This window comes from Rhizobium sp. P1_C7, from assembly GCF_056406295.1.
On record NZ_JBFUAL010000006.1, the window covers coordinates 296,097 to 308,993 of the forward strand.

Genomic DNA, 12,897 nt, shown 5'->3' on the forward strand with positions numbered 1-12,897 from the left:
TGTGACGAATGCTCGACTATGCCAGCTGCCTTTGCATCAGGCAACACGGCGCAGCACCGCTGCGTAGAAACCATCGAGTCCCGGCGCGAATCCAGCAGGGACTGTCAGCATGTCGGGTGTAGTACGGAATTCACCCAGCGACGTGATCGCCTGTTCCAATCCAGGCCAGCCTTTCGGATCGATTGAGATCCGCTCCATCGCGGGCGTATCCGCAAGCACGCGCGCGACAACCTCTTCCCCCTCGCTCGGATCAAGTGAACAGTTCGAAAAGACGATCGTGCCGCCCGCCTTCAGGAACGTGAATGCGTGCCGCAGAAGCCGCTCCTGCAGAGCGGCAAGCTTTGCGATATCCTCCGGTCCCTTGGTCCACAGCACATCCGGGTGCCGGCGCGTTGTGCCGGTCGAGGAACAGGGCGCGTCGAGAAGGATCGCGTCAAAGAGCTCGTCAGGTTGATATTGCGTCAGGTCCGCAGCAATCGTTTCAGCATTAAGGCCCAACCGATCGAGATTGGACCGCAATCGCTTGATACGGTTCTCGGATTGCTCCACGGCCGTGACCGTACCACCTGCGAGTATAAGCTGAACCGTCTTGCCCCCAGGGGCTGCACAGAGATCGGCAACGCGCTTGCCCGACAGATCGCCGAAAAGCTGGGCCGGAATGCTGGCTGCCGCATCCTGCACCCACCAGGCGCCCTCTTCGAATCCTTCGAGGGACGGGATGCCGCCTCCGAAAGCTGCAAGACGAATGCCGTGGGTGGGCAACACCCAGCCGTTGAGCGTTTCCGCCCAGGCTTGGGCGTCCGATTTGACGCTGAGATCGATAGCAGCCGGCTGAAGCTGCGAATCTGAAATGGCTCGGGCGGCATCGCGGCCGTAGGCTCGTTCTAGCCGTTCAAGAAACCAGACAGGCATTGCCGGGATGCTGTCGACCTGTCGGAGAATATCTTCCCTCTCTCGGCTGAGACGACGCAGAACAGCATTCACCAGCTTGGCAAACCGACGGCTGCGCGGATCATGATTTGCCTGTTCGACGGCGATATCGACTGCAGCGTGATCCGGAACATCAAGGTAGAGAATCTGCGCGGCCGCGACGGAAAGTACATGTTGCAGCGCACGTGCACCCTCCGGCAAGGGAGAGTCGAGCAACAAACTAATTGCAGCTTCGATGCGCGGCAAATGGCGAAGGGTCGTATTCAGAATGGCGCGAACAAGCGCCCGGTCATCTTCTTGCAGGGCCTTATAAGCCGGATTGCCGTGCTCGTGGTCGAGAGCACCGTCAAGCGGAAGCTTGCGATCAACGACAGCCGCCAGTATCTTGGCTGCCGCTGCGCGCGCCTGGAGACCGGGTTTTGCCGAAGTGGTATCCGGGTGAGGAATGGAAGGCGTTTGTCTGCGGAATGACTTCTTCTTGCCGTCTGAATTCAAGACCAGGGACCTTTTGGCGGTTGCGAACCACTGCGGCTAAGGCCGGCGTCCGGAACAGAGCGCGATTTGCGAACCGGATTAGCAGCAGGAGCCTCCCGCGTCGAGGCATTCATCGTGCGATTGGCCATTTCCTCGAGCGCAGCAATCCGGTTCTCCGTATTGGGATGAGTCGAAAACAGACTATCCATCCCGGCACCGGTCAAAGGATTGATGATGAACATGTGCGCGGTCGCCGGATTGCGCTCCGCGTCGTAGTTCGGAATCTGTGAAGCCCCGCGGGCGATCTTGCCGAGCGCGGAAGCAAGCCAAAGCGGATTGCCGCAGATTTCAGCGCCGCGCCGATCGGCGGAATACTCGCGCGTGCGGCTGATCGCCATCTGCACCAGCATGGCCGCCAGCGGAGCAACGATCATTGCCAGCAGGACACCGACGAATCCCAGCGGGTTGTTGTTGCTCTCCCGATTTCCCCCGAAAAGGAAGGCGAAATTACCCAACATGGAGATGGCGCCGGCGAGCGTCGCGGTGATCGTCATCGTCAGGGTGTCGCGGTTCTGCACGTGTGCGAGTTCGTGCGCCATCACGCCTGCAACCTCCTCCGGCGAAAGCGCACTCAACAGACCTGTCGAGGCTGCGACGGCCGCGTTTTGCGGATTACGACCCGTCGCGAAGGCGTTCGGCTGGGGGCTATCGTAGAGGTAGACCTTCGGCATGGGCAGTCCGGCATTGCGTGCAAGGTCGCGGATAATCCCAAAGAACTCCGGCGCGTTCCGCTCATCAATCTCCTGGGCGCGATAGGCCGAAAGGACCATCCGGTCCGAATTCCAGTACGAAAAGAAATTCATGCCTGCGGCAACCAGGAACGCGATCATCATTCCGCCCCGGCCGCCGATCATAAAGCCGACAACCATGAACAGCGCGGTCATGAAGGCAAGCAACATGGCAGTACGAACAAGGTTCATCGGTGTCTCCATCAACCGCGAGGGCACGGTCCGCATACGGACAGGGTTTCAATCGTTGCGCCGGCGCACTATGATTTGGTTACTCGCAAGCTATTTTCAATATTTTCAGGCAAAAGCGCGTGATGCAAGAAGCGGACAACGACAATACGGAAACCCCCGCAACCGAGAGTTCCAAACCGCTGTCGCCAGCTGCCAAACGCGCGCTGGCTGAAGCCGAAGAGCGCCGCCGAAACCGACAGCCTGCCGACATGCCGCGGGAAATTGGCGGCAGGGGCGGTGCAGACCCGGCTCGCTTCGGTGATTGGGAGATCAATGGCCGAGCCATTGATTTTTAAGTCAATATTCCTGTTGGCTTTCACCCGCGATTGGAATTTACTCAGCCTCACCCGAGCCGCCTGACGCGGTGGGTGAAGTTTGCCTAGGTCCTAGCTGTTTGAAGGAATCCGGCTCGGCTGCCCTGTGGCGTGTCCAGTCCCAAGCAAGCCTGAGCAGGAGAAAATTGAAGCCGCTCCGGCTGTCGAAGCGGCTGCCGAGATCAGGCGCTTGCCTTGTTCTGGCGGTTGGCGATCAGATCATCCACGACAGCAGGATCCGCAAGTGTCGATATGTCACCCAGCGATCCGAAATCATCCTCGGCGATCTTGCGCAGGATACGGCGCATGATCTTGCCGGAACGCGTTTTTGGCAAGCCAGGCGCGAACTGGATCTTATCGGGTGCTGCAATCGGGCCGATTTCGGCACGCACATGCTTGACCAACTGCTGTCGCAGTTCGTCAGAACCCTCGTTCCCGGCCATCAACGTGACATAGCAATAGATGCCCTGCCCCTTGATCGAATGCGGGTAACCGACGACCGCGGCTTCCGAGACCAACTGGTGGGAGACCAACGCCGACTCCACCTCTGCCGTACCGAGGCGATGACCGGAGACATTGAGCACATCGTCGACACGGCCTGTGATCCAGTAGTAACCGTCCGCATCGCGGCGGCAGCCGTCCCCGGTAAAATATTTGCCCTTGTATGTGGAAAAGTAGGTCTGGATAAAGCGTTCGTGATCACCATAGACCGTGCGCATCTGGCCCGGCCAGCTGTCGGAGATGCACAGATTGCCGTCCGCTGCACCCTCCAAAACCTTGCCTTCATTGTCGACCAGCTCCGGCTTTACACCGAAGAACGGCGTCGTTGCCGAACCCGGTTTAAGATCGGTGGCGCCGGGTAGGGGCGCAATCATATGACCGCCGGTCTCCGTCTGCCACCAGGTATCGATGACCGGGCAGCGCTTATCGCCGACGAGGTTGTAGTACCACTCCCAAGCTTCCGGATTGATCGGCTCTCCGACTGTGCCAAGCACGCGGAGCGACGAACGTTCGGAACGTGTGACGAAGTGGTCCCCGGCGCCCATCAGCGAGCGGATAGCCGTTGGCGCGGTGTAGAAGATATTGACCTTGTGCTTGTCAATGATTTCCCAGAAGCGGCCCTGATCCGGAAAGTTCGGCACACCCTCGAACATTAGCGTCGTCGCACAGTTCGCCAGCGGGCCGTAGACGATATAGGAGTGGCCGGTCACCCAACCAACGTCGGCTGTGCACCAATAGATATCGCCGGGATGATAGTCGAAGACATACTCATGCGTCATCGAGACATAGACGAGATAGCCAGCCGTCGTATGCAGAACACCCTTTGGTTTGCCGGTAGAACCCGATGTATAGAGAATGAAGAGCGGATCTTCCGCCTTCATCTTGACCGGCGGGCACTCGGCCTTCACCGTTGCAACCTCCTGATGATACCAGAGGTCGCGGCCCGGCGCCCAACCCGTCTTGCCGCCGGTACGGCGAACAACCAGCACCTTTTCGACAATGACATGCTGGCGCGCTGCAATATGGATCGCGGCATCCGTGTTCTCCTTCAGCGGTACCGGCTTGCCGCCACGTACGCCTTCGTCACAGGTGATGACGAAGGTGGATTCGCAATCGACGATCCGGCCGGCCAGTGCTTCCGGCGAAAACCCGCCGAAGACAACGGAATGCACCGCGCCGATACGGGCGCAGGCGAGCATCGCATAGGCCGCTTCCGGAATCATCGGCATGTAGATGGTGACCCGGTCACCCTTCTTGACGCCATGCTTCTTGAGCACGTTCGCCATGCGGCAGACATGCTCATAGAGCTCGTTGTAGGTCACCTTCTTGTCGATGTAGGGATTGTCACCCTCGAAGATGATCGCAACCTGATTGCCGTTGGTTTTCAGATGCCGGTCGATGCAATTGTAGGAGACGTTCGTCTGCCCGTCTTCGAACCACTTGATCGAAACCTTGCCTTTAAAGGACGTGTTTTTGACCTTCGTGTAAGGCTTGAACCAATCGATCCGCTTGCCGTGCTTGCCCCAGAACTTATCGGGGTTCTCGACACTTTCCTCGTACCATTTCTCGTACTTGGCCTTATCGATAAGCGCACGGCTTTTAACCGGTTTTTGAACCGGATAGACCTTCTCCGACATTGAATTCCTCCTCACTCAGGCACCGGGCGGAGCGACGCGCTGCGGCCCACTTTAGGGCATTCATAACAGCTCGTATTCGTCCGGCAATTAGACAAAGGTCATTTCGTGCGCGACGAATTGCAATTATGCATCACTGCGGTTATATAGCGGCATATTTCCCGGACATAGTGGTGACAACCCACGGACCGCGACACCGGCGCGGACGACAGAAGGACTATATCCATGGCTCAACAACTGCTCATGCCGAAGGCGACCGCAATCTGGCTCGTCGATAACACAGCTCTGTCTTTCGACCAGATCGCTCAGTTCTGCAGGCTGCATCCGCTCGAAGTGAAAGCCATCGCCGATGGCGAAGCCGCACAGGGAATCAAGGGTCTGGATCCGATTTCCACCGGCCAGCTTTCGCGTGACGAAATCGCCCGTGCCGAGAAAAATCCGGCTCACAAGCTCAAGCTTTCCGAACCGAAAGTGCGCGTACCCGAATCCAAGCGCCGCGGCCCGCGCTACACGCCGGTCTCCAAGCGTCAGGATCGCCCGAACGCCATCCTTTGGCTGGTGCGTAATCATCCGGAACTGAAGGATGCTCAGATTTCGCGCCTCGTCGGCACGACGAAATCGACGATCGAACAGATTCGCGAACGCACCCACTGGAACGCTGCCAACCTGACGCCGATGGATCCCGTCACGCTCGGTCTTTGCAGCCAGATCGACCTCGACATGGAAGTCGAAAAGGCCGCCAAGGGTCGTCCGCTTCCGACCGCCGCAGAACTCGGTGCGACCCTGCAGTCCGCGCAGGAAACCGAGCGTCTGGCTCCGAACTACGAGCGCGAAGAGGAAAAGGAAATCGACGCCGATGCCGTCTTTGCGAAACTCAAGTCGCTGAAATCCTCGCCGAAAGACGAGGACGACGATCAGTATTGAGGCATCGCATAGAGACTGATGGAGCCCCGCTTTTGCGGGGCTTTTGTTTGGGTATCACACAGGCGATGTCCCAAATCCCCTGCCGCGCAGTGCGGCCGCTATTTCTTCCAGAATGGCGGGATCGTCTATCGTCGCCGGCATCTTCCAAGGCACGCCGTCTGCGATCTTCTGCATCGTTCCGCGCAGGATCTTGCCAGATCTGGTTTTCGGTAGCCGCTCGACAATGATCGCGGTCTTGAAGGCCGCCACAGGGCCGATTTTTTCGCGAATCAGCGCCACGACCTCGGACTCGACCAAAGATGTTTCCCGTGAAACACTTTTCTTCAGAACGAGAAAGCCGCAAGGTACTTGGCCCTTGAGAGAATCCGCAATACCCACCACGGCGCACTCTGCGACATCGGGATGCGTCGCGCAAACTTCCTCCATCGCTCCTGTCGAGAGCCTGTGCCCGGCGCAATTGATGATGTCGTCGGTTCGCGACATGATGAAGAGATAACCGTCGTCATCGATGTAACCGGCGTCGGCCGTTTTGTAGTAGCCTGGAAATTCATCGAGATAGGCAGAGCGAAAACGCTCGTCGGCTTTCCAGAGCGTCGGCAGGCAGCCGGGAGGAAGCGGGAGCTTGACGACAATGTTACCGAGCGTGCCCGCAGGGACTGCGTGGCCGGCGTCGTCCAGAACCTCGATGTCGTAGCCGGGCATCGGTACGGACGGCGAGCCGTGCTTGACCGGCAATCTGCCGAGTCCGAGCGGGTTTGCTGCAACTGGCCACCCGGTTTCCGTTTGCCACCAGTGATCAATGACCGGCACTCCAAGCATGCGCTCCGCCCATTTCAACGTCTCCGGATCCGCCCGCTCGCCCGCCAGGAACAGTGCTCGAAAGTCCGGCATCGGAAATTCGCGGATGAACTGTCCGTCGCTGTCCTCCCGCCGAATGGCGCGGAACGCAGTGGGCGCCGTGAACAGCACTCTCACCTTGTACTCCGAGACGATACGCCAGAAGGTGCCCGCATCCGGGTTGCCAACCGGCTTTCCCTCGAAAACGAGTGTGGTTACACCAGCAAGCAGTGGTGCGTAGACGATGTAGGAATGCCCGACAACCCAGCCTATGTCGGAGGCCGCCCAGAAAACCTCGCCGGGCTTTATGCCGTATATATTCGTCATCGACCAATTCAGTGCGACCATGTGGCCGCCATTGTCGCGCACGACGCCTTTCGGCTGCCCCGTGGTGCCCGACGTGTAGAGAATGTACAAGGGATCCGTCGCCTTGACCGGGACGCACGCGATCTCGGCTCCGCGATTGCGACCGACGGCGACCTCAAAGTCCTGGTCGCGATAAGGCGCCAGGTCGGCAGCCAGTTGCGGTCTTTGCAAGACAAGGCAGTGCTCGGGCTTGGCTTTGGCGATCGCGATGGCTTGGTCTACCAGCGGTTTATAAGCGATCACCCTGCCGGGTTCCAGGCCGCAGCTCGCCGTGATGATTAGTTTCGCTCCCGAATCATCGATCCGCGCTGCGAGTTCGTTCGCGGCGAAGCCGCCGAACACGACTGAGTGAACCGCGCCGATGCGCGCGCATGCGAGCATGGAGAAAATCGCCTCCGGAACCATCGGCATATAGAGAATGACACGGTCGCCTTTCGCGATCCCCAGTTGGCGCAGCGTTGCGGCAATCGCATTGACCTCGTCGAGCGTCGCGTCGAAGGTAAAGGACTGCTTGGCGTCGCTGACGGGACTGTCAAAGATGATGGCGGTCTCGCTACCGCGACCGCCCAGAACGTGCCGATCCAGGCAATTGTAGCAGGTGTTAGTCTCGCCGCCGGCGAACCAGCGCCCGTACGGGCCATCTCCTGCCGAGAAGACGTGTTCGGGGCTCTTGAACCAAACAATATCCTCCGCCGGCCCGCGCCAGAAGTTCACGGGATCTCTCTTCCACTCTGCATAGAGCTGGTGATAGCTCCCGCGCATATGCTCCTCCCCAGGACATACAAGTTACCTTGCTTAATCTAGGGGAGTGCGGATGGCAGAGAAAGCCCGACGAAAGCAGCGTATCAGCGTAGACCGAAGATGGCCGAGCCCACGCGAACGCTGGTCGCACCAAAGACGACGGCAATCTCGTAGTCGCCGGACATGCCCATCGAGAGTTTCTCGACACCGCATTCCTTTGCGAGCTTCGCCAGAAGCGCGAAGTGCGGACCGGGATTTTCATCGGCCGGAGGGATGCACATCAATCCCTCGATGCTGATCCCGAGCTCGTTTCGGCAGAATGTGACGAACGCTGGCGTTTCAGCGGGGGCAATTCCCGCTTTCTGGGGTTCGAGACCTGTATTAACCTGAACGTAGAGGCGCGGTGCCTTTCCTTGGCGTTTCATTTCCGCGGCAAGCGCGCGAGCGATCTTCTCGCGGTCGACCGTTTCGATGACGTCAAATAGCGCGACTGCTTCCACGGCCTTGTTTGATTGCAACGGCCCAATCAGATGAAGCTCGATGTCGCCGGTTTCTGCCTTCAACTCAGGCCATTTCCCTTGGCTTTCCTGAACCCGATTTTCACCGAACACACGCTGCCCCGCGGCAATGGCCGGGCGGATCGCGTCTGCATCGAATGTCTTTGACACCGCAACGAGACGAACCGCGCCGTCAGGCCGACCCGCCTCGCGTTCCGCAATCGCAATGCGCGACCGCACATCGTCCAGTCGCTCTTGAAGTTCCATCATTGCGCCTCGGCAGATCTCGGAAAGGATGACAATGCACTAAACGCCTGCTTTGTGCTTGCCAAGGCCCAGCGTTTCGAAATTATCGCCCGGGAGCCGAGATCGGGCGGTTACAGCGGCCGCAAAACTTGACGCTACGGTGGTTTCATGGTGAAGGTCAGCACCAACCTCCCATGATTTTCCGGAAATGCGAATACGATGGCTACCGAACGTTATAACCCGCGCGATGCCGAGCCCCGCTGGCAGCAGAAGTGGAACGAAGAGAAGGTCTTCGAGACCGACAATGGCGATCTACGCGAGAAATACTACGTGCTCGAGATGTTCCCGTATCCTTCCGGCCGCATCCACATGGGGCATGTGCGCAACTACGCGATGGGTGACGTCGTCGCCCGGTACAAGCGCGCGCGCGGCTTCAATGTGCTGCATCCGATGGGCTGGGATGCATTTGGCATGCCTGCTGAAAACGCCGCCATGGAACGCGGCGTTCACCCGGCATCCTGGACGTACCAGAACATTGCGTCGATGAAGGCGCAGCTGAAGGCGATGGGGCTGTCGCTGGACTGGAGCCGAGAATTCGCAACCTGCGACGTCGCCTATTACCAGCACCAGCAGCACCTGTTCGTGGACTTTCTCGAGAGGGGTCTCGTCTATCGAAAACAATCCAAAGTGAACTGGGATCCCGTCGACAATACCGTTCTTGCGAACGAGCAGGTCATCGACGGTCGCGGCTGGCGTTCCGGGGCTCTTGTCGAGCAGCGTGAACTGACGCAGTGGTTCTTCAAGATCACCGATTTCAGCCAGGATCTTCTTGACGCATTGGATACGCTCGACCAGTGGCCCGAGAAGGTTCGCTTGATGCAGAAAAACTGGATCGGGCGCTCCGAAGGCATGACGATCCGTTGGGAACTCGTCGGCGAGACAGCTCCGGCAGGCGAGACGGAGGTCACGGTCTATACGACGCGACCCGACACGCTGTTCGGAGCGTCGTTCCTGGCAATATCCGCCGACCATCCGCTAGCGAGGGAGGCGTCCGCCAAGAATCCGGCTATCGATGCATTCTGCGACGAGTGCCGCCGCGCCGGCACCTCTCTGGCAGCGCTGGAAACGGCCGAAAAGAAAGGCATGGACACAGGCATTCGGGTCAAGCACCCGCTCGATCCGTCCTGGGAATTGCCGGTCTATATCGCAAATTTTGTCCTTATGGACTACGGAACGGGCGCGATCTTCGGCTGCCCTTCAGGTGATCAGCGCGACCTCGATTTTGCGCACAAGTATGGTCTGCCGATCGTACCGGTCGTCATGCCTGTCGATGGCGACGCCGCGACCTTCAATGTTGGAGATATTGCCTATGATGGCGACGGCGTGATGATCAATTCGCGCTTCCTCGACGGCAAGACCACCGAAGAAGCTTTCGAAATCGTCGCCGATCGCCTGTCTTCGGCCCTTCTCGGTAACGCGCCCCAGGGTGAGCGCAAGATCAATTTCCGCCTGCGGGACTGGGGCATTTCCCGCCAGCGCTACTGGGGCTGCCCGATTCCAGTCATTCATTGCGACGATTGCGGCGTAGTACCCGTTCCGAAGAAGGACCTGCCGGTAGAGCTCCCCGAAGATGTGACGTTCGACCAGCCCGGCAACCCGCTCGATCGGCATCCGACGTGGCGTCACGTGGCGTGCCCCACCTGTGGCAAGGACGCTCGTCGCGAAACCGACACGATGGATACATTCGTCGACTCCAGTTGGTACTTCACCCGCTTCACGGCACCCTGGGAGGGCAACCCAACGAATCCTCAGGCGGCAAACCACTGGCTGCCGGTCGATCAGTATATCGGCGGCATCGAACACGCGATTCTTCACCTCCTCTATTCGCGGTTCTTCACGCGCGCCATGCGCGAGACCGGCCATGTCGGTGTCAAGGAGCCATTCAAGGGACTGTTCACGCAGGGTATGGTGGTGCATGAGACCTACAGCCGCGGATCGGGCATGACCCGCGAATGGGTCGCACCGGCAGACATTCGCATAGAAGAACTTGACGGAAAGCGCAGCGCTTACCTTCTGTCCAGCGGTGACGAAGTGTCGATCGGCTCGATCGAGAAGATGTCGAAATCCAAGAAGAATGTCGTCGATCCGGACGACATCATCGCGTCCTACGGGGCCGACACCGCGCGCTTCTTCGTTCTCTCAGACTCTCCGCCCGAACGTGACGTCATCTGGTCCGAAGCCGGCGTCGAAGGCGCTCATCGCTTCACACAACGTCTGTGGCGCCTTATCTCCGAGGCCGCCGATAACTTGAAGGGCGTGGACGCGACTCCGGCTAAAGATGGAGAGGCCCTGGCGATTTCGCAGATTGCTCACAAGACATTGAAGGCTGTTCAGAACGACTACGACAGGCTTTGGTTCAACAAGGCCGTCGCGCGTATCTACGAACTCGTAAACGCGCTTGCCGGGCCGCTCACAAAGATCGGCGCCGGCGAGGGTGACCCCGCATACCGCTCGGCCGTGCGAGACGCTGCTCAAATCCTGGTGCAGTTGGTCGCTCCGATGACGCCCCATCTCGCAGAAGAGTGCTGGTTCGTTCTTGGAAACACAGAGCTGCTCGCCCGCAAATCCTGGCCGCTATATGACGACAGCCTCGTCATGGAAAATGACGTCATTCTGCCAGTGCAGATCAATGGCAAGAAGCGAGCCGAATTGACAATTTCTCGCGACGCAGATCAAAGTGCGGTCAGCGAAAGCGCACTCGCTTTGGATGAGGTCAAGAGGGTGCTCAACGGTCAAGCGCCCAAGAAGGTCATCGTGGTTCCACAAAGGATTGTGAACATTGTCGTTTAATATCGCTTCCAAGCTGGCTCGCGGCACGGCTATCGCCGCGATGCTCGCAACCACGGTTCTTCTCGCTTCCTGCCAGGTGCGCCCGCTCTATTCCGAAGGCTCCGGTGTCGCTGGCAAGCTCGCCTCTGTCGGTTTCTCCGAGGCGCATTCGCGTGTCGAACTTGAGGTTCGAAACCGGCTGATATTCCTCGCATCCCGCGGTGCCGGCGAACCGGACAAAGCCGACTACAAAGTCGAATTCAATGCACGCTCCAGCGTGATTGATACGCTTCTCGTTGCGTCCTCTGATACATCGCGTGCCGGTCGCGCGACGGTCAGCGTTGACTATACGCTAAAGTCCACAAAGGACGGCAATGTCATCAAGGCAGGAAACCAGTCGGCGACGGCTCTGGTCGATTTCCCCAATCAGGAGTTTGCAAAACTGCGGGCTATTCGCGACGCTGAGGATCGGGCAGCACGTCAGGCAGCCGAGTTCGTCGCAGCCGATATCGCAGCGGCGCTCGGCCGCTAGGGAGCGAATGCGTGGCGGAAGTCAAATCGCATGAATTCGAAGGGTTTATCGAAAGATCCGCCCGCAACTATCGAATCTTTGTAATTTATGGTCCCGACCGGGGGCTGGTTTCGGAGCGTGCCGGGCTGATTGCGGCGAGAACAGGCGTATTACTCAGCGATCCGTTCTCGCTGATAAAGCTCGACATTGCCGATCTACAGAAGGATCAAGGTCGACTTCTCGACGAAGCGGGAGCAATCGGCCTGTTCGGCGGCGAGAAGTTGATATGGATCCATGGCGCCGCCAATGAAAAATATCTTGTCGACTCGCTACAGGTTCTGTCGAGTAAGACGCTACAAGACACGTATCTCATCATTGAAGCCGGCGATCTGAAGAAGGGCTCGCTGCTCCGTAAGACGGCTGAAGCAGCGCGCAGCATTGCTACCATCCCATGCTATGCAGACGACACACGCGCACTTAATGCACTCATTGATGCAGAACTTGCCGTCGCCGGCTTGGGGATCTCCCAAGCAGCGCGGCAAGCCCTTCTTGAGCTAATAGGTGGCGACCGAATTGCGTCGCGGAACGAATTGAAGAAACTTGCATTGTATTGCAGTGGCCTCGATTCCATAGAGGAGCGTCATGTCACGGACATCATCGGCGATGCGAGCGCCATATCCGTCGATGACGCGGTGGATGCTATCCTGAGCGGCAACACCGGCAACTTTCTCCATGCGATGCAGAAGATCACCGCGTCCAAGACCGCTGTCTTCCTGGTCATTCAGGCATGCTTGAAGCAGTTCCAACTCATTGATGCAATGAGGGCCGAGATGGAGGAGAAGCGCATCCCCGCCGGGCAGGTGATGCAGACACTCGGTCGGCATCTCCACTTCCGAAGAAAGCCCATTATAGAGCAGGCACTGCGGGCTTGGTCTGCAAATGCCGTGGCGCGCGAAACCAACCGGCTACAGTCGGCCATACTGCAGACACGCAAGCGCCCGTCTTTGGAAGACGCCATAGCCATCCAGACATTGCTTTCGACGACGTTGCAATCCGGCCGCAGATAGCACGCGG

The 12,897-nt window shown here is 58.8% G+C and carries 10 protein-coding genes; 5 read left to right on the forward strand and 5 right to left on the reverse strand.

Features of this window, described 5'->3' with window-relative positions:
* Positions 1-36: 36 nt before the first annotated feature.
* Complete coding sequence (locus AC1D2R_RS12090; RefSeq protein WP_477967586.1) at positions 37-1,431, reverse strand: RsmB/NOP family class I SAM-dependent RNA methyltransferase; 1,395 nt, start codon at positions 1,429-1,431, stop codon at positions 37-39.
* Positions 1,422-2,384: a zinc metalloprotease HtpX gene (gene htpX, locus AC1D2R_RS12095; protein ID WP_477967507.1), complete on the reverse strand. Its 963-nt coding sequence runs from the start codon at positions 2,382-2,384 to the stop codon at positions 1,422-1,424. The genes AC1D2R_RS12090 and htpX overlap by 10 nt, the downstream gene beginning before the upstream one ends.
* Positions 2,385-2,506: 122 nt before the next feature.
* Between htpX and AC1D2R_RS12100 the strand changes: the two genes are divergently transcribed.
* Positions 2,507-2,719, forward strand: coding sequence for a DUF1674 domain-containing protein (locus AC1D2R_RS12100; RefSeq protein WP_477967587.1), 213 nt, complete (start codon positions 2,507-2,509; stop codon positions 2,717-2,719).
* A 200-nt stretch (positions 2,720-2,919) separates the two neighbouring features.
* Here the strand turns inward: AC1D2R_RS12100 and acs are convergent, their stop codons facing one another.
* Positions 2,920-4,875, reverse strand: coding sequence for an acetate--CoA ligase (gene acs / locus AC1D2R_RS12105; RefSeq protein WP_477967508.1), 1,956 nt, complete (start codon positions 4,873-4,875; stop codon positions 2,920-2,922).
* Positions 4,876-5,097: 222 nt separating this feature from the next.
* Here acs and AC1D2R_RS12110 point away from each other — a divergent pair, with 222 nt between their 5' ends.
* A complete protein-coding gene (locus tag AC1D2R_RS12110; RefSeq protein ID WP_115106132.1) occupies positions 5,098-5,796 on the forward strand; it encodes a DUF1013 domain-containing protein in 699 nt (232 codons plus the stop codon).
* A 54-nt stretch (positions 5,797-5,850) separates the two neighbouring features.
* On the opposite strand, the gene AC1D2R_RS12115 is transcribed toward AC1D2R_RS12110, so the two are convergent.
* Together AC1D2R_RS12115 and AC1D2R_RS12120 are read right to left on the reverse strand one after the other, a co-directional pair.
* A complete protein-coding gene (locus tag AC1D2R_RS12115) occupies positions 5,851-7,761 on the reverse strand; it encodes a propionyl-CoA synthetase (protein ID WP_477967509.1) in 1,911 nt (636 codons plus the stop codon).
* Between the two features lie 83 nt (positions 7,762-7,844).
* Complete coding sequence (locus AC1D2R_RS12120; RefSeq protein WP_477967588.1) at positions 7,845-8,504, reverse strand: YggS family pyridoxal phosphate-dependent enzyme; 660 nt, start codon at positions 8,502-8,504, stop codon at positions 7,845-7,847.
* A gap of 198 nt (positions 8,505-8,702) precedes the next feature.
* Here AC1D2R_RS12120 and leuS point away from each other — a divergent pair, with 198 nt between their 5' ends.
* The 3 genes from leuS to holA are packed head-to-tail and all read left to right on the forward strand — an operon-like array spanning position 8,703 to position 12,890.
* The gene (gene leuS / locus AC1D2R_RS12125; protein WP_477967510.1) at positions 8,703-11,333 is read left to right on the forward strand and encodes a leucine--tRNA ligase; all 2,631 of its coding nucleotides are present in this window, start codon (positions 8,703-8,705) and stop codon (positions 11,331-11,333) included.
* The gene (lptE, locus tag AC1D2R_RS12130) at positions 11,323-11,844 is read left to right on the forward strand and encodes an LPS assembly lipoprotein LptE (RefSeq protein WP_477967511.1); all 522 of its coding nucleotides are present in this window, start codon (positions 11,323-11,325) and stop codon (positions 11,842-11,844) included. Before leuS ends, lptE begins: the two co-directional genes overlap by 11 nt.
* A gap of 11 nt (positions 11,845-11,855) precedes the next feature.
* Positions 11,856-12,890, forward strand: coding sequence for a DNA polymerase III subunit delta (gene holA, locus AC1D2R_RS12135; RefSeq protein ID WP_477967512.1), 1,035 nt, complete (start codon positions 11,856-11,858; stop codon positions 12,888-12,890).
* Positions 12,891-12,897: the final 7 nt, after the last annotated feature.